This is a genomic window from Allobosea sp. GW821-FHT12C12 (assembly GCF_058807355.1).
The window spans coordinates 116,188-133,925 of sequence record NZ_JBXAQP010000012.1 but is presented as its reverse complement, the minus strand read 5'-3'; the positions used below and the strand labels follow the sequence as shown (position 1 = coordinate 133,925).

Here is a 17,738-nt window from a genome sequence, read left to right as displayed (position 1 = left end):
GGTGGAGGGACGCGCCGCCTGGCGGGACCGTCGGGTCTTGTTCTGCTCGCCCCCCCATCCCTGGCCCTTCCCCACCGAAGTCGGATGTTTGCGACTTCGGCAATGCATTGGCCATGTCGGAAACATCCGACATGGCTGAAGCGGCGGGAAGCGGACCGGAGACGTCGCGCTCTTCCGATGGCGCGCTCATCGCCGGCCGATCAGCATGAAGCGGGTGTAGTTCCTGGTCGGCAGCGCGCCGGAGAACCAGAGCTCCGACAGGCCGGCCTGCGCGACGAAGGCGTCGAGCGAAGGCACGCAACTGCGATGGTCGGGCTCGCGGACATAGTCGTTCGACTGGAGCAGCAGCGGCAGGTCGACGGGAAGCGTCGCGAGCCAGCCGGGCACGTCGGCGAGATGCTCGCAGCTCGTGTTGATGACGAGACCGGGCCGGGGCGCCTCCGCGCCGAAGTCGAGCGCCGTCATGTCGGCGGTGAGCGCGCGGAAGCGGCCGTCGCGGAGATGGCGGCGGTTCAGGCTTTCCGCCACTTGGGCGCAGGCCGGATCGCGGTCGAGGCTGACGACCTCGGGGATGCTCAGCTTCTCGTCGTCGAGCAGCAGCGCGCCGAGCACGCCATACCACGCGCCCAGCACCCAGACCGGCCCGCTGGGGTTCGGCATGACCTGCGCCAGCGTATCGACCAGCCAGCGTTTCGAGGCGATCTGCTTGTGGTTGACCGCGATCCAGAGATCGGGCGGCATGCCGTCGGCCAGCAGCGTCGCCAGATCGCCGACGACCCGGTTGCCGGTCAGGGCTGCGACGCCGCGCATGATGTCGTAGAAGGCGTCGGGGGGCGCGTCGCTGCTCATGCCTTGACCGGAGACGGGAAGCTCGAATGAAACCGGCGGGACCATATGCAAGCGCTCCGGCAAAGGCCAGCGCGGGCCGGGGCGAGCGGAAGGCGGATGGCGCGTCCGCGCCCGCGGGCGTGCTGCTGCCGCATCTGGCCGGGCCGGCCGCGTCGCTCCGCCAGGTGCTGGCCGCGCACGCCCTGCGCCACTGCGCCCATGTCATCGAGATCGGCGGGGCGGGCCTGCCGATCACCAGCTTCCTGACGCATCGGCCGGCCTCGGTGACGGTCGTCGATCCGAAAATCCCCGCCTTCGCCGCCGAGACCCTCAACGGCGCGCCCTGCCGCGTGCGCCATCTCGCGGCCAAGCTGCAGGAGATCGAGCTCGCGCCGGCACAGCCCTTCGGCCTCGTGCTGCTCGGCCTGTCGCTCAAACCGTTCGGGAACGGCGAGGCGATACCGCCCGCCCTGCACGATCTGGCGGGCCGGGCCGCGACGCTGGCGATCGACTACGCGCTCGATCTCGACCGGGCCAGGGACCAGATCGGCGCGCTGATGGCGACGCGGTCCGCGCCGCCCTCGATCGATCTCGCCATGACCATGGCCGATCCCGCCCTGCGGGAAGCCGGCTTCGGTCGCCGCCGCTTCCTGGTTTTCGGCGCGGCATAAAGGGCGGCGGCTCAGGCCTCGTCGGACAGTTTGGTCGCGGGCGCTTTCGCTTTGGCCGCTTTGCGCGCGGCCGGCTTGCGCTTGCGGGCGGGCTTCGCCTTGGGCTCGGCTTCGACCTCGGCCTCTGCTTCGAGGTCTGTCTTCTGCCGCGCGTCGTCGAGGCGCGCGTCCTCGACGACGGCGTCGGCGGCTTCTTCCGGGACGACGACCTCGCCTTCGTCGGCGTCTCCGGCCTTGCCGCCGCCGCTCTTCTCGGCCGTGCCGGCTGCCTCCGCGCCATCGGCGGCGAGCGTCGCCTTCGCCTTGGCGGGGGGCGCCGGCGCCGGCTCCTCGGGCTCCTCTTCCTTGGCGGTGTTGGGCGCGCTGGCGAAGCCATAGGCCGTCATCGGCTTGTCGCGGCCCTTGATCGCGACCTTGAGCGCGGTCGTGCCGCGATAGCCGCGGCCGGTCGCCTTGATCGTGTCCTCGGAGACGACCACGTCCGACAGGACGCGCCGCGTCGCCGATTCGAGCTGGCTCGCCACCATCACCGTCTCGCCGACCGTGATGTCGCGGCGGCCGAGGCTCTCGTTCTCGACCGCGCCGATGATCGCCTGGCCGGTATGGATGCCGATGCCGATGCGCAGCGGCAAGGGCAGCGCCTGGCCGAACTCGCGGTTCAGCGCCTCGACCGCGCGGACGATGTCGCCGGAGGCGCCGATCGCGGCCTGCGCCGCCCTTGCCGGGCTGCCCTCCAGCCCGAACACGGCCATGAAGCCGTCGCCGTAGAAGGCGTCGATGCGCCCGCCATGGGCCGTGATCGCCTGCGCCATCTCGTCGAAGAAGCGGTTGAGCAGGCCCATCAGTTCCTGCGGCAACTGCCTTTCCGCCATGGCGGAGAAGGCGCGCAGATCCGCCACGATGATGGTCAGGCCGCGCTTGCCCGAGGAGCCGGCGGCCTCGATCTCGCGCGGCGTCGCGCCGCTGAGTCGCGAAGCGAGCAGGATCTGGACCTGCACGTCGTCGCGCGGCCTGATCTGGCAGGCGAGGCGGACGCGGTCGGGCGCGGAGATGCGGCGCAGGAGCTTGGCCTCGTTGGGCCCGGGCGGCGGCAGCTTGTCGGCTCCGTCCAGCACCAGCACGCGGCAGGTGGCGCAGCGCGCCCGGCCGCCGCAGAGCGCCGCATGGGGAATGCCGAAGCGCCGGAACATCTCCAGCACGGTCAGCCCCGGCGTCAGCTTGCGCACGCCATGGCCGACGAAGCGCACGGTGATGTGGCGCGTCGTCCGGACCCGGATCTCGCGGATGCCGACGAACGCGACGAAGCCGCCGACGAGCCCGTAGAACGCCGTCTTGGCCCAGGTGACGTTCTGGTTGAACATCGTGACCGCGGCGTCGGAATACTGTTCCGGGGGCCGGGCCAGCAGCGCGGCCTCGCGGCCGGCGACGGCGAATCCGATCAGGGCGAGAACCGGGATCAGGATCGCCGCCAGCATGAACGGGTCGCGCCAGCGGGCGTAACCGTCGCGCGAGCGCAGCATGAAATGCAGTCCGATGACGCCATGGACCCAGACCAGCAGCAGCAGGATGGTCTGGTTCACGGCGAGACCCGGCCAGAGCCGGCGCAGCACGGCCGGGTAGGTCACGTCGAGATTGAAGAACGAGCCCATCACCCTGGTGCCGACGATATGGTCGACGAGGAAGAGCGGGATCGCGAGACCGAGCGCGATCTGCAGCATCTCGCGCAGCGGCATCTTGAAGGTGCGGCGCTGCGCGACGCGCAGCATGGCGAAGAGCGGGTGGACGATCAGCGCGCCGTAGAGCAGCACGGTGCCGGGCCAGGAGCGCCAGAGCCAGTAGCGCCAGGTCTGCACGGCCTCCATCAGCTGGAGGCCGGCGATGCCGATGGCGTGGTTGATGAAATGCGTCGCCGCGAAAAGCAGCAGCACCATGCCCGAGACGAAGCGGATATCCCGGCTCCAGGACGACATCTGCTCCATGCCGACGCCGGAGCCCTGGCGGCCCGCGGTCTGTGAAAGGCTCATCGGGCGGCCGCCTTCCTCATCAATGGACCTTCTCGCTGTGCATGACAGCGTCGGCGAGCCGGTAGAGCCTCGAGGCCAGATCGCGCGACAGGGCGATGCTGAAATCGGGTATGGTCTCCAGCAGTTCGAAGAACAGGTCGCGCGGCAGCCGGAGCGCCGAGACGTCGCTCTTGGCGACGACCTCGCCGATATAGGGCCTGTCGCAGAGCATCGGCACGTCGCCGAAGATCATGCCGGTCTCGAACAGGAAGCGCTTGGTCCGGCCGTCCTCGCGCTCATGCGAGAGCTCGACCTCGCCGTCGAGGATGAAATAGACGCCTTCGGGACGCTCGCCCTCGTCGATGATCTTCATCCCGGCGTCGAAGTGCAGCTTCTCGCCCATCAGCGCGACGAGCTTCAGCCGCGGCTTCGGCAGGGCGCGGAACAGCGGAATCTGCTTCAGGGAGGCGATGTCGTTCTCGATCGTCATGGTCGCGCCTCCATGGCCTCGACGGCTCGTCGCGGCCGATTCGCGGGCCTCGCATCCTCGCCATCGTCCTCCTCGACCACGCCGACCGCGCCGTCAAACACGATCCGCGGCGAGATGTCGGCGGCCACACTAGCATCGCCGACCAGAAGAAACAGCGTCATGCCGGCGCAGTGCTCGCGCAGCCGCGCCACGACCTCGTCGGGGTTCCTCGCCGTGGCCAGGAAGGCGCCGGCGTCCAGCACCGCGATCTGCGGCGCCTTGATCAGGGCCTGGGCCAGCGGCACGGCGAGCTTCAGCCGCGTCGGCAGGAAGCGCCCGCGAATGCCGCAATCGGTGTTGAGGCCGAGCCGGTAGAGCGCGCCCTCGAGGCCGGCCCGCAGCAGCGCGACGCGGACGATGCCGGCGACCTTGCGGCTCGCGTCGGCGACGCCGAAGCCGGTGCGGCCGAACATCAGGTTGTCGCGGACGCTCGCGCCCATCATGACGCGGTCGGGGTCGTAGAAGGAGACGTCCTGCGCCGCGTCGGCCGGAAGATGCGACCTGAAGCTGGCGCGCGCCCGCATGATGCGCCGGCGCAGGCGCTCGTCGAGCAGGTTGAGACGGTGCTTGGGCTCGATATAGCCGAGCGCCAGCGCCACGAGGTCGCGCTCGGTCTCGGGGTCGAAGGGCGAGCGCATGTCGTGCGTGGAGACCAGCGCGGCAAGCTCGTTCAGCCGCTCGAAATCGAAATTCGCGCCGAAGGCGTAGCGCTCGAACAGCGCGTGGCCGACGGGGAGCCCCTCGAAGATCTCGACCACGGTGGCGACGATGCGCGCCCCGACGTCGATCAGCGGCTCGATCAGCGCCTCGGCCTTGAGGATGGCCTGGGCGTAGGGCTCGAAGAGCAGGGTCTCGCTGGCGAAGCGCGGGCTCATGCGGGCGCCGAAGATCAGGTTCTCGGCGACCGTGGCGTTGGCGTTGTAGCTCTCGGGGTCGAAGGGCTGGATCAGGCCGGCGAGCTTGCTGCCGGCGAGTTCGGCCGCGACCGCCCGCCTCGCCGTGATGATGCGCTCCGTCGCGCCCTCGTCGAGCGGGGCGACCACCTTGCCGTCGAGGCCGAGCTCGTAGACGTCGTCGGCGCAGCCGAGCACGTCGAGCACGGCCCGGATATGGGCTTCGAGCGCATCGGCGTCCTTCAGGCCCGCGCCTTCGTAGTCGGTCCAGTCGGCGCTGAAGGAGAAGGGCGTGTTGCCCGAGCGGATCGCCTCCAGGAAGAAGCGGTGCTCCTCCGCCGAAACCTTGCCCTCGGGCTTCGCGCTCGGGCGGCGGCGCTTCAGCGGCATCAGGATGTTGTCGCGCAGCGTCCCGGCGATGATCTCGGTCTCGCTGCCGGCATAGCCGATCATGTGGCTGGCGCGCTCGACCGAGAGCCGGCCGAGATTGTGGCCGTCGATCAGCACGCGGCCGGAATAGGCCATGGCCTGCCGGCCGAGAATGCGGCCGAGCACGTCGCGCGCGCCGCCGTCGGGACCGATCACGCCGATCGCGCCCGGGCGCGGCGTTCGCAGCGAAACCGGCGCGAGCAGCGGCTGGCCGCGATTGTCGAGCAACTGCACGCCGTCGAGTCTGATCTCGCCCTCGTCGGGCAGCCGTTTCACGCCGTCGGCCTCGTCGAGCACCACCGTGTCGTCGTTGTTGAACTGCTGGATCACCTGTTCGTATTTGATGGTGACGTCGTTCCTCTGCTGGTCCCAGTCGATCAGTTCCTTGATCGGCGGCGGCAGGTCGCGATAGGCGGCGACGACGGCGACGAGCTGGCCGATGTCGAGCCGGCCCTGCAGCGCGAAGAAGCCGCCGATCGCGTAGAAGAAGAACGGCGTGATCTGGGCGAGCAGGTTGTTCAGGAACTTGACCGCGAATTTGCGCTTGTAGAGCGCGTAGCGGATGTCGAAGAGCCGGCCCAGGCGCCCGGAGATGTCGGCCTGGACATAGGTCGTCGCGCCATGACCCTGGATCGTCGGCCCCGCGTCGACGATCTCGCCGATGCGGCCGGCGAGCGCGCGCGAGGCGATCTGGCGCTCGCGGCCGAGCCGGAGCTGCTCCTTGCGCAGGATCGGGATGATGATCGCCTGCAGCAGCACGATGATCAGCGCGATCGAGCCGAGCCAGATGCTCTGGACCATGATGAAGACCAGCGCCGTCAGCGCCTGGCTGAGCAGAAAGACCGGCTGGATGAAGGCGTCGCCGACGAAGCCGCCGATCGGCTCGACCTCGTCCTTGATCATGCTGGCGACCTCGGCCGGCTTGACCGCGCGGATCTGCTCCGGCCGGAAGCGCATCAACTGGCTGAACAGGTCGTAGCGCATCCGCCGGAGCATGCGCTCGCCGAGAATGCCCTTCCGCAGGTTGACGACGTATTTGAAGCCGCCGTTGATCAGCACCAGAAGCAGGAACAGGCAGCTGAGCCCCAGCAGCAGGCCGAGCTGGCCGACCTGGAAGCCGTCGAAGATCCTGACCTCGCCGCCGCCGAGGAAGCCCGGCCACTGAAAGCCGATGTCGAACAGCGTCGCGCTGGTCTTGCCGTTCTTGAAGGCCCCGCCCTGGATCGCGTCGTTGACGATGCGCTTGGGCACGTTGAACGAGGCCCAGTTGAACGGAATCGAGGCGAGGATGATCAGCAGGACGATGATCTGCTCGCCGCGGCTCTTCTGCCAGACATAACGGAAGAGGTTGCTCTCCAACGGGCGGTCCTGTCCGGCGCGCCGGGAGCGTCGCCGAGATGGCGCGCGCATCTCCTCGGCTCCTGCGACAGTATGTGTGTCAGCTTGCGGCGGAGCGCAATGCGGCGGGCCTCGGCCGTCGTCGCCTCAGCGTCATCGCCCGGTCGCGATTCGGGGTGCAAACGGACGACATGTCGAATGCCATTGGCAAAACCCGGCTTTCAACGTCTAGTGCGCGGTGAAATGATGAACTCGACCGTATGGGGCCGGTTGTAGCAAGGCATGGATATCCTGCGGATCAGCGATGTGCGGATCGGCTTCACGGTCCACGGGCTTGCCCGCGACGTCGTGAGGGGCGTCTCGCTGCGCGTGCCGGCCGGCAAGACCGTCGCGCTGGTCGGCGAGTCCGGCTCCGGCAAATCCGTGATCTCGCAGGCGATCATGGGGCTCCTGCCGCGCAATGGCGGCGTCACCGGCGGCGAGATCCTGTTCCGCGATCCCGAAACGCCTGGTTCGTCGGTCGACATCGCGGCGCTGAAGCCCGAGAGCAAGGCGATCCGCGACCTGCGCGGCGGCCGCATCGGGATGATCTTCCAGGAGCCGATGTCCTCGCTCTCGCCGGTCCATACGATCGGCAACCAGATCGAGGAGGCCCTTCAGCTCCATCGGCCGACCGGGAAGGCCGAGGCGCGGGCTCAGATCGAGACGATGCTGAAGCGCGTCGGCTTCAAGGACCCGGCCCGCGCCTACGGGCTCTATTCCTTCGAGCTGTCGGGCGGCCTGCGCCAGCGCGCCATGCTCGCCATGGCGCTGATCTGCCAGCCGGCGCTGCTGATCGCCGACGAGCCGACGACGGCGCTCGACGTGACGATCCAGGCCCAGGTGCTCGACCTGATGCGCGATCTCCAGGCCGAGATGGGCATGGCGATCCTGCTGATCACCCATGACCTCGGCGTCGTCGCCAACATGGCCGACGAGGTGGTGGTGATCTACCACGGCGAGATCATGGAGAGCGGGCCGGTCGAGGACATCTTCCGCCGGCCGCGCCACCCCTATCTCAAGGCCCTGCTCAAGGCCTCGCCGCATTTCGACATGGAGGAGGGCGAGCGGCTGGTCGCCCTGCGCGAGGCGCGCCCGCGTCCGCCCGCCGCGGCGCGTCCACAGAGACCCGCCGCGGCGGCGGACCCGCTGCTCGCCGTCTCGGGCCTGCGCAAGACCTACACCACCGGCTCGCGCAAATTCTTCGGCAAGGGCACGCTCTCGACCGTGGTCGCGGTCGACGACGTCTCCTTCGAGATCAGGCGCGGCGAATGCCTCGGCCTCGTCGGCGAGAGCGGCTGCGGCAAGACCACGGTCAGCAAGATCGTGATGCGGGCCGTGACGCCTGACGCCGGCGAGGTCGTCTTCGACGACGGCCAGAGCCAGGTCGACGTGCTGGCGCTCAAAGGCGAGGATCTGCGCGCCTTCCGGCCCAAGGTGCAGATGATCTTCCAGGATCCGGTCTCGTCGCTCTCGCCGCGCATGACGGTGATGAACATCCTGCGCGAGCCGCTGACGATCCATGGCCGGGGCGAGGGCGCAACCCAGATCGAACGCGTGCGCGCGCTGATGGAGGATGTCGGGCTCGATGCGCGCTTCCTCAACCGCTATCCGCACTCGTTCTCGGGCGGGCAGCGCCAGCGCATCGGCATCGCGCGGGCGCTCGCGCTCGATCCGGAGCTGATCATCTGCGACGAGCCCGTCTCGGCGCTCGACGTCTCGGTGCAGGCGCAGATCCTCAACCTGCTCAAGGACCTGCAGGCCGAGCGCGGGCTGACCTTCCTGTTCATTTCGCACAACCTCGCCGTGGTGAACTACATGGCCGACCGGATCGCGGTGATGGCGAACGGCCGCATCGTCGAGATCGCGCCGAGGCACATGCTGTTCACGCAGCCTTCCCATCCCTACACCAGGGCGCTGCTGAAATCGGTGCCCTTCGCCGATCTCGACCGCAAGCTCGACTTCAAGCTGGCGGCGCCAGGCGGCGCCTCCGACCAGAGCCACTGGGGGCCGGCCTTCCGGCAGGAGCGGGACGGGGCCGCGCTGACGCAGGTCGAACTCGGCGACGGGCATTTCGTGCTGGCCAATCCGGGCATCGACCGGCGGGAGATGGCGTGATGGCGCGGCGCCCGAGATCAGGCGGACTGGCTCCGACGCGTCGCGAGGCGCTGGTTCTCGGTTCGGGCGCGCTGCTCTCCGCCGGCTTGCCGCGGGCCGTCCTCGCGCAGACGCCGAGCCTGATCGACAGCCCTTTCTTCGCGGCGCAGGTCGCGGCCGGAAAGCTGCCGCCCGTGGCGCAGCGCGTGCCGTCCTCGCCGCGTCTGGTGACGGTCGATGGCGAGGGCCGCCAGCCCGGCCGCCATGGCGGCACGATGCGGATGCTGATGGGCGACCAGCGCGACATCCGCATGATCACACTCTACGGCTACAGCCGGCTCGTCGGCTATGACGACAATCTCGACCTCGCGCCCGACATCCTCGACGGCTACGAGGAGGAGGACGGCCGCGTCTTCACGCTCCGGCTCCGGCCCGGCCATCGCTGGTCGGACGGCTCGCCCTTCACCACCGAGGATTTCCGCTACTGGTGGGAGGACGTCGCCAACAACAAGCGGCTTTCGCCGGGGGGGCCGCCGCAGGCGCTGCTCGCCGCCGGCAAGCCGCCCAAGGTCGAAATCCTGTCGCCGACCGAGATCCGCTATCGCTGGGAGGCGCCCAATCCGGTCTTCCTGCCCTCGCTCGCCAATGCGCAGCCGACCTATATCTGCATGCCGTCGGGCTATCTGAAGCAGGTCCACGAGAAATACGCCGACAAGGCGGCGCTGCAGGCGAGGGTCAGGGAAATCCGCGTGCGCGACTGGGGCGCGCTGCACGAGCGTCTGTCGCGGATGTATCGGCCCGAGAACCCCGATCTGCCGACGCTCGATCCGTGGCGCAACACCACGCCGCTGCCGGCCGAGCAGTTCACCTTCCAGCGCAACGCCTATTTCCATCGCATCGACCAGAACGGCCGGCAGCTGCCCTATGTCGACGAGGTCAAACTGACGGTCGGCACGAATTCGCTGGTGCCGGCCAAGGCCGCCGCCGGCGAGGCCGACCTGCAGGCGCGCTATATCCGCTTCGACAACTACACCTTCCTGAAGGACGCATCGAAACGGATGAACTTCGACGTCAGGCTGTGGAAGCGGGCCGAGGGCGCCTGGTTCGCGCTGATGCCGAACCTGAACGCGATCGACCCGGTCTGGCGCGACCTCAACCGCGACGTGCGCTACCGCCGGGCGCTCTCGGCCGCGATCAACCGCAAGGACATCAACAAGGTCATCTTCTTCGGCCTGGCCAAGGAGAGCGGCAACACGGCGCTGCCGGAAAGCCCGCTCTACGATCCCGAACTCGCCAGGATGTGGATGACGGAGGATGCCGCGCTGGCCAACCGGCTGCTCGACGAGATCGGTCTCTCCAGGCGCGATCTCGAGGGCATCAGGCTGCTGCCGGACGGGCGCCGGCTCGAATTCACCGTCGAGACCGCCGGCGAAAGCACCGAGGAGACCGACATCCTCGACCTGATCAAGCAGGATCTGTTCGCGGTCGGCATCAAGATCTATCCGCGCTCGACGCAGCGCGACGTCTTCCGCCGGCGCATCACCGCGGGCCAGACCGTCATGGTCGCCTCGACCGGCATGGACAATGCGCTGGTCGCGGCCGAGATGGAGCCGGACGCGCTGGCGCCGACCACCTCGGCGCAGTTCCAGTGGCCGCGCTGGGGCCAGTTCCACGAGACCGGCGGGCGCGAGGGCGAGGAGCCGGGCGTGCCCGAGGTCAAGGAGCTGATGCGGCTCTACAGCGCCTGGCGGGGCAGCGCGACGCATCAGGAACGCCGGGAGATCTGGCGGCAGATGCTGAAGATCAACGCCGAGCAGCTCTTCACGATCGGCGTCGTCAACGGCACGCTGCAGCCGGTCGTGGTTTCCCGGACGCTGAAGAACGTGCCCGAGAAGGGGCTCTACTCCTTCGAGCCCGGCGCCTTCTTCGGGCGCTACATGCCGGACACATTCTGGTTCGACCAGCCTGCCGGGAAGGTCTGAGTTCAGTGCTGCTGCAATACATCCTCAAGCGCATCCTGGTGATGATCCCGACGCTGCTGGTCACCAGCGCGCTGATCTTCACGGTGATCAACCTGCCCGAGGGCGACTATTTCGAGACGCTCGCCGCCGAGATGCAGGCGCAGGGCGAGAAGGCCGACCTCTCGCGGATCGAGTTCCTGAAGAAGGAGTACGGCTTCGACAAGCCGCCGGTGGAGCGGTACTTCTACTGGGTCGCCGGCCTGCTCAGGGGCGATATGGGCTATTCCTTCGAGTACCAGCGGCCGGTGCGCGAGATCGTCGGCGACAGGCTGCTGCTGACCATGGTGGTGTCGTTCTGCACCATCATCTTCACCTGGATCGTCGCCTTCCCGATCGGCATCTATTCGGCGACGCACCAGTACAGCTGGGGCGATTACGGGCTGACCTTCCTCGGGTTGATCGGGCTCGCCGTGCCGCATTTCCTGCTGGCGCTGGTGTTCCTCTACATGGCCAATGTCTGGTTCGGCACCTCGATCGGCGGACTGGTCGATCCGCAATATCTCAATCAGCCGATGAGCTGGGCCAAGTTCGTCTCCGTGCTGGAGCATCTCTGGATTCCGGTGATCATCATCGGGGCCGGCGGCACGGCCGGGATGATCCGCGCCGTGCGCGCCAACCTGCTCGACGAGCTCCAGAAGCAGTATTACGTCACCGCCCGCGCCAAGGGCCTGCCCCCGGGCAAGGCCCTGCGCAAATACCCGCTGCGGATGTCGCTGAACTTCTTCATCTCCGACATCGGCGACATTCTGCCCTCGATCGTGTCCGGCGCCGAGATCGTCGCGATCGTGCTCTCGCTGCAGACCACCGGGCCGCTGCTGATCCGGGCGCTGCAGAGCCAGGACATGTATCTCGCCGGCTCGTTCCTGATGTTCCTCTCCTTCCTGACCGTGATCGGCGTGCTGATCTCCGACATCGCGCTGGCGATCCTCGATCCGCGCATCAGGCTGCAGGGCGAGGCGACGAAGTGACCAACGCGCTTCCCGCAGACGGCGCGGCCCTGCCGCACACGGCCTCGACCGCGCCCTTCGAGCCGCATGCGGCCGAGAAGATGACGCCCGAGCAGGAGCGGGTCTATCTCGCCTCGCAATGGAAGCTGATGTGGTGGAAGTTCCGCAAGCACCGGCTCGCGGTGATCTCCGGCGTGGTCATCCTGGTGATCTACGCGATGGCCGCCTTCGCCGAGTTCCTCGCGCCCTATCACTACACGACGCGCAACACCGACTTCATCCGCGCGCCGCGGCAGGAGCTGCACTTCTTCCAGGATGGCAGGTTCATCGGGCCGTTCGTCTACCCCTATACGCAGCGCCTCAACATGGAGAACCTGAAGCGCGAATACGATGTCGACACCAGCCGGCCGCAACGCTTGCGCTTCTTCTGCCGGGGCGATTCCTATGAGTTCTGGGGACTTATCCCGGGTAATCTGCGCCTGTTCTGCCCGCCGGAGGGCGGCACGCTCTTCCTCCTCGGATCGGACCGGCTCGGCCGCGACATGCTCTCGCGCATCCTCTATGGCGGGCGTATCTCGCTCTCGATCGGCCTGCTCGGCGTCGGCGTCTCCTTCGTCCTCGGCGTCATCATCGGCGGCATCGCCGGCTATTACGGCGGCAAGGTCGACCTCGTCGTGCAGCGCATCATCGAGATCGTGCAGTCGCTGCCGCATATCCCGCTCTGGCTGGCGCTGGCCGCGATCATGCCGCCATCCTGGAGCCCGCTCCTGGTCTATTTCGGCATCACCGTGATCCTCGGGCTGATGGACTGGACGGGGCTCGCGCGCGCCGTGCGCTCGAAGCTGCTCTCGCTGCGCGAGGAGGACTATGTCGTCGCCGCGCAACTGATGGGGGCCAAGCCCGCCCGCATCATCGGCCTGCATCTCGTGCCGGGCTTCATGAGCCATCTCATCGCCTCGGCGACGATCACGATCCCCAAGACCATTCTCGGCGAGACGGCGCTGAGCTTCCTGGGGCTCGGGCTCAGGCCCCCGATCACGAGCTGGGGCGTGATGCTGAACGAGGCGCAGAACATCAATGTGGTGGCGCTCTATCCCTGGCTGCTCTACCCTTGCGTCCCGGTGATCCTGATCATCCTGGCCTTCAATTTCCTCGGCGACGGCCTGCGCGACGCTGCCGACCCCTATCGCTGACCGCGGCACGCCCGGGACCCGGCACATCCTCTTGCGCATCGCCTTCCATACGCCGCTGAACGCGTTCGACGACGGCCGCATCTCCGGCGACCGGCGCATGGCGCGCCAGCTCATCGCGATCATGGAGGGGCTCGGACATGCGGTCGAGCCGATCCGCGACGGGCGGACCTACAGCCCGGAGCCTGACGCCGAGGCGTTCGCGGCCCAGTGCCTGGCCTCCGAGGAGCGCCTTGAGTCCCTGCTTGCTGGCTGGCGCGAGCGGGGCGGCGCGCCAGAGCTCTGGTTCACCTATCACAGCTACTACAAGGCGCCGGACCTGCTCGGGCCCGCCGTCGCCGCGCGGCTCGGCATCCCCTATGTCGTGGCCGAGGCGAGCGATTCCGAGCGCCGCGCGGGAGGCCGCTGGGCCGCGCAGGTCGCCTGCTCGCGGGCGGGTTTCGGCAAGGCCGCCGTGCATTTCTGCTATACGGACCGGGACCGGCGGGGCGTCGAGCCGTGGTGCGGTCCGACGACGCGGTTCGTCGATCTGCCGCCCTTCATCGAGGCGGCAAGCGGGCCGTCGCCGCGCGCGCGGGACAACGGCCCGCCGCATCTCGTCGCGATCGGGATGATGCGGCCCGGCAACAAGCACGAGAGCTATCTCGCCCTCGCGCAGGCGCTGGCGCTGATCGCGGACCGGCCCTGGCGGCTCAGCCTGTTCGGCGACGGCGCGATGCGGGCCGGAATCGAGGCCGCCTACGCCGGCCTTCCGGCGGGGCGCGTGACCTTCCGCGGCGCGGTCGACCGGGCGGAGGTCGCAGGCGTTCTGGCGCGGGCGGACCTGTTCGTCTGGCCCGGCCTGCGCGAGGCCTACGGGCTGGTCTATCTCGAGGCGCAGGCGGCCGGGCTGCCGGTCGTCGCCTTCGACAGCGGCGGCGTGCCGGCGACGGTGACGCGCGACGTCACGGCCCTGCTCGTGCCGGAAGGCGATGTCGCGGCGTTCGCGCGGGCGCTGGGCGGATTGCTCGACGACAAGGCTCGGCAACACCGCATGGGCGCGGCGGCGAGCCGGTTCGTCGCGCGGGAGCGCGGCATGGACCAGGCCCGCGAGATCGTGGCGCGCGGGCTTGCGCTGGCCGTCGGGAGCGCATCGTGACGGGCGCTTTCCCCTGGCGGCCGCTTCTGGCCGAACTCGACATCTGGCAGACGCGCGGACTCTACGCCGAATTCTGGCTGCGCGACGACGACGCCATCGCGCCGAGCGCGGCGCTGGAGCGGCTGGCGCGGCTCTCCGAGCGCTTCAAGGCCCCGGTGCTGCTGGCGGTCATCCCGATGCCGGCGGAGCCGGCGCTGGCCGCGTTCCAGCGCGCCGCGCCGTCGCTGCTGCCATGCCAGCACGGCGCCTGGCACCGCAGCCATGCCCCGACCGGCCTCAAGAACGCCGAGTTCGGCCCGGGCCGCCAGATCGATGCGGCGCTCGTCGAGATCGCCGAGGGCAAGGCGCGTCTGGAGGCGCTGTTCGGTCCGGCCGCGCCGCCGGTCTTCGTGCCGCCGTGGAACCGGATCGACCCCGCCATCGCGATGCGCCTGCCGGAACTCGGCCTTGCCGGCCTGTCCTGCTTTCGCGGTTTCGCGCTCGGCCCCGGTGGCGGCCCCGTCGTCGCCAACACCCATCTCGACATCATGGACTGGCATGGCGGCCGCGTCGGGCGCGACGCGGCCAGCCTCGCGAGCGAGATGGCGCGGCATCTGGCGGCGCATCGCGCGACGGCGGCGCGCTCCGAAGCCGTCTTCGGCCTGCTGCTGCACCATCGCGACCATGACGAGGCGGCCTGGACCGGAATCGAGGCGCTGCTCGCGCTGGTTGCCGATCATCCGGCGTCTCGCCTGATCGATCCGCGCCGGTTGTTTTCGGGCGGAAAGGCGGCCTAGAATGGCGGCAGGGCGCTTGGGGGAGCGTCGGCCATCTGGTGCGCCGCACTTGGATCAAGGCGTCAGGGGCGCTATGGTCGGCGGCGAGTTTCAGGTGCGTTCGTCCTCCCCGCGAGGTCGTCTGGCCTTATCCCGCGGAGGACGGCGCGCCCATGCCGCATAACGTCATCGATCTGGTCGGCGCGGAGCGCGCGGCCCGCGGCCCGCATGCGCCGCGCGTGCTGATCTACAGCCACGACACCTTCGGGCTCGGGCATATCCGGCGCTGCCGCGCCATCGCCAATTCGCTGGTTGCGACCTTCCCTCATATATCAGTGATCATCGTCTCGGGCTCGTCGGTGATCTCGAGCTTCCAGTTCGGCGACGGCGTCGACTATGTCCGCATCCCCGGCGTCGAGAAGCAGAGCGACGGCCGCTACGGCCCGCACCATCTCAATCTCGACCTGACCGACACGATCCGGCTGCGCACCGACATCATCAAGCAGTTGGTGCTGTCCTTCGATCCCGACGTGGTGATCGTCGACAAGGAGCCGGTCGGCCTGCGCGGCGAATTGCTGCCCGCGCTCGACATCCTGCGCCGGCGCGGCGCGCGCATCGTGCTCGGCCTGCGCGACGTGCTCGACGAGCCGGCCAAGCTGCACGAGGAATGGCGCCAGAGCGGCGCGCTCGACGCGCTCCCGGTCTATGACGACATCCTGGTCTACGGGCTGGAGAGCGTCTACCAGCCGCTGGCCGGCCTTCCGAACCCGCAATCCTTCGCCGACAAGGTGCGCTACACCGGCTACCTCAAGCGCGCCGTGCCGAGCCCGATGCCGCCGAGCCGCCACCCGCGCATCACCAAGGGGCCGTTCATCCTGGTCACGCCGGGCGGCGGCGGCGACGGGGCCGGCGTGATCGACTGGGTGATCTCGGCCTACGAGGCCGATCCGACGATCGAACTGCCGGCGCTGATCGTGTTCGGGCCGTTCATGTCGCGCGAACGGCGCAAGGAGTTCTCCGAGCGCATCGCGCGGATCGCCAAGCTGGAGAGCCTCGGCTTCGAGCCCCGGCTCGAACTGCTGATGAACCGCGCCCACTGCGTCGTCGCCATGGGCGGCTACAACACGTTTTGCGAGATCCTCTCCTTCGACAAGCCGGCGCTGATCGTGCCGCGCGTCAAGCCGCGCCTCGAGCAGGCGATCCGGGCCGAGCGCGCCGACGAGCTCCGGCTGATCGACGTGCTGCACGATCCCGTCCAGAACGGCGAGGGCGCGCGCGACCCGCTGGTGATGGCGGCCGCCCTGCGCCGCCTGCCCAAGCGGCTGCCGCCGTCGCAGGCCTTCCTGCCGAGCCTGCTCGACGGCCTGCCGGCGATCGGCCGCGCGCTCGCCGACGATCTCTCCATGCCGATCCGCGGCCGGGCGCTGGCGCAGAATGCGGCGGCGGTGAGCTGAGCGGCGCAACCTGCGCGCGTCATGGACAAGCCGCCACGAAGTTCGCAACATATCAGGCGAACCAGATGAGGTCCGCGGCGATGCGGACGAGCCGGGACGACCGCGATGACCATGCTCCACCTGAAGAACTTCGCCCTGCTCGAGCCCGATTTCGGCGAGCTGCGCCGGGGCTACGAGCTTCTGGTCGAGGGCGAGACCATTCGCGAGCTCTCGGAGACGCCGGTCAAGGCGGGCAAGGCCGATGTGATCGATTGCGGCGGACGCACGCTGATGCCCGGCCTGATCGACAGCCATGTCCATGTCTTCCTCTCGGAGGTCTACATCCGCGCCATGGAGAGCATGCCGCTCACGCTGATGACCGCGCGCGCGGTGCGGCTGATGAAGGGCATGATCGACCGCGGCTTCACCTCGGTGCGCGACACCGGCGGGGCCGACTGGGGCATCAAGGAGGCGGTCGAGAAGGGCGATGTCGCGGGGCCGCGCCTGTTCATCGCCGGCGCCGCGATTGGCCCGACCGGCGGCCACAGCGATCCGCGCCGGCGCACCGATTTCGGCGCGCGCTGCCATTGCTGCAACGCCATGGCCTATACGATGAACGTCTCGGACGGGGTATCCTCGGTGAAGAAGTCGGTGCGCGAGCAGATGCGGCTCGGCGCCGACCACATCAAGATCATGATGTCGGGCGGCGTCGCCTCGCCCTACGACCCGCTCGATTCGATGCAGTTCAGCGTCGACGAGGTGCAGGCGGCGGTGGAGGAGGCCAAGGCCTTCGGCCGCTATGTCTGCGCCCATGCCTATACGCCCGAGGCGATCACGCGCGCCGCGCAATGCGGCGTGCGCGCGATCGAGCACGGCAACCTGATCGACGACGCCTCGGCCAGGCTGATGGCGCAGAACAACATGTTCCTGACCGCCAACCTCGTCGCCTATCACGCGATGAAGGAGCGCGCCGCGGAGTTCGGCATGACCGGCGAGATGCTGGCCAAGAACGACCTCGTCATCGATGGCGGCCTGCGCTCGCTGGAGATCTGCAAGCGCGCCGGCGTGCCCGTCGCCTATGGCTCCGACCTGCTCGGCCAGCTCCAGGTCGAGCAGTCGCGCGAATTCCTGCTGCGCCGCGAGGTCTTGTCGCCGATCGAGATCATCCGCTCGGCGACGACCGTCGGCGCGCAGCTCCTGCGTATGGAGGGCCGGCTTGGCACGCTGCGCGCCGGGGCCTTCGCCGACATGATCCTGGTCGATGGCGACCCGCTCAAGGACCTCGGCCTGTTCCAGGAGCAGGGCCGGCATCTCAGCCTGATCATGAAGGGCGGGGCGCTCCACAAGACGACGCTGCAGTGAGGGTCGGCCAGCTCGGCCGCCGGCGGATAGGCGGAAACGATGCCGGGACAGACAGGACCAATCTT

At 68.9% G+C, this 17,738-nt stretch carries 13 protein-coding genes; 9 read left to right on the top strand and 4 right to left on the bottom strand.

Annotated features, from left to right (window positions below; translation table 11 throughout):
• Positions 1–186: 186 nt before the first annotated feature.
• Positions 187–849 (bottom strand): class I SAM-dependent methyltransferase, encoded by a 663-nt coding sequence (locus tag AC1RRW_RS17310; protein WP_492902222.1) that lies wholly within the window; start codon positions 847–849, stop codon positions 187–189.
• A 119-nt stretch (positions 850–968) separates the two neighbouring features.
• Here AC1RRW_RS17310 and AC1RRW_RS17305 point away from each other — a divergent pair, with 119 nt between their 5' ends.
• Positions 969–1,499: a hypothetical protein gene (locus AC1RRW_RS17305; protein WP_492902220.1), complete on the top strand. Its 531-nt coding sequence runs from the start codon at positions 969–971 to the stop codon at positions 1,497–1,499.
• Positions 1,500–1,510: 11 nt separating this feature from the next.
• On the opposite strand, the gene AC1RRW_RS17300 is transcribed toward AC1RRW_RS17305, so the two are convergent.
• Genes AC1RRW_RS17300 through AC1RRW_RS17290 form a run of 3 tightly spaced genes read right to left on the bottom strand, consistent with a single transcriptional unit; the run spans position 1,511 to position 6,712 of the window.
• A complete protein-coding gene (locus AC1RRW_RS17300) occupies positions 1,511–3,523 on the bottom strand; it encodes an adenylate/guanylate cyclase domain-containing protein (RefSeq protein WP_492902218.1) in 2,013 nt (670 codons plus the stop codon).
• A 19-nt stretch (positions 3,524–3,542) separates the two neighbouring features.
• Positions 3,543–3,992: a cyclic nucleotide-binding domain-containing protein gene (locus AC1RRW_RS17295; protein WP_492902216.1), complete on the bottom strand. Its 450-nt coding sequence runs from the start codon at positions 3,990–3,992 to the stop codon at positions 3,543–3,545.
• Positions 3,989–6,712, bottom strand: a complete 2,724-nt coding sequence (locus AC1RRW_RS17290; protein ID WP_492902214.1) for an ABC transporter transmembrane domain-containing protein — start codon at positions 6,710–6,712, stop codon at positions 3,989–3,991. Before AC1RRW_RS17290 ends, AC1RRW_RS17295 begins: the two co-directional genes overlap by 4 nt.
• Before the next feature lie 261 nt (positions 6,713–6,973).
• On the opposite strand from AC1RRW_RS17290, the gene AC1RRW_RS17285 reads away from it, so the two are divergent.
• From AC1RRW_RS17285 to AC1RRW_RS17250, 8 genes are all read left to right on the top strand, one after another.
• The gene (locus AC1RRW_RS17285) at positions 6,974–8,848 is read left to right on the top strand and encodes an ABC transporter ATP-binding protein (protein ID WP_492902212.1); all 1,875 of its coding nucleotides are present in this window, start codon (positions 6,974–6,976) and stop codon (positions 8,846–8,848) included.
• Positions 8,848–10,809: an ABC transporter substrate-binding protein gene (locus AC1RRW_RS17280; protein ID WP_492902211.1), complete on the top strand. Its 1,962-nt coding sequence runs from the start codon at positions 8,848–8,850 to the stop codon at positions 10,807–10,809. Before AC1RRW_RS17285 ends, AC1RRW_RS17280 begins: the two co-directional genes overlap by 1 nt.
• A gap of 8 nt (positions 10,810–10,817) precedes the next feature.
• On the top strand, positions 10,818–11,816 hold the full coding sequence (locus tag AC1RRW_RS17275) for an ABC transporter permease (RefSeq protein ID WP_492902248.1): 999 nt from the start codon (positions 10,818–10,820) through the stop codon (positions 11,814–11,816).
• On the top strand, positions 11,813–12,988 hold the full coding sequence (locus AC1RRW_RS17270; RefSeq protein WP_492902209.1) for an ABC transporter permease: 1,176 nt from the start codon (positions 11,813–11,815) through the stop codon (positions 12,986–12,988). Before AC1RRW_RS17275 ends, AC1RRW_RS17270 begins: the two co-directional genes overlap by 4 nt.
• A gap of 31 nt (positions 12,989–13,019) precedes the next feature.
• Positions 13,020–14,123, top strand: a complete 1,104-nt coding sequence (locus AC1RRW_RS17265; protein WP_492902208.1) for a glycosyltransferase family 4 protein — start codon at positions 13,020–13,022, stop codon at positions 14,121–14,123.
• Positions 14,120–14,899: a polysaccharide deacetylase family protein gene (locus AC1RRW_RS17260; RefSeq protein WP_492902207.1), complete on the top strand. Its 780-nt coding sequence runs from the start codon at positions 14,120–14,122 to the stop codon at positions 14,897–14,899. The genes AC1RRW_RS17265 and AC1RRW_RS17260 overlap by 4 nt, the downstream gene beginning before the upstream one ends.
• Positions 14,900–15,051: 152 nt before the next feature.
• Entirely contained in the window at positions 15,052–16,332 is a 1,281-nt protein-coding gene (locus tag AC1RRW_RS17255) for a glycosyltransferase family protein (RefSeq protein ID WP_492902205.1), read from the top strand.
• A gap of 105 nt (positions 16,333–16,437) precedes the next feature.
• Complete coding sequence (locus tag AC1RRW_RS17250; RefSeq protein WP_492902203.1) at positions 16,438–17,673, top strand: metal-dependent hydrolase family protein; 1,236 nt, start codon at positions 16,438–16,440, stop codon at positions 17,671–17,673.
• Positions 17,674–17,738 lie beyond the last annotated feature (65 nt).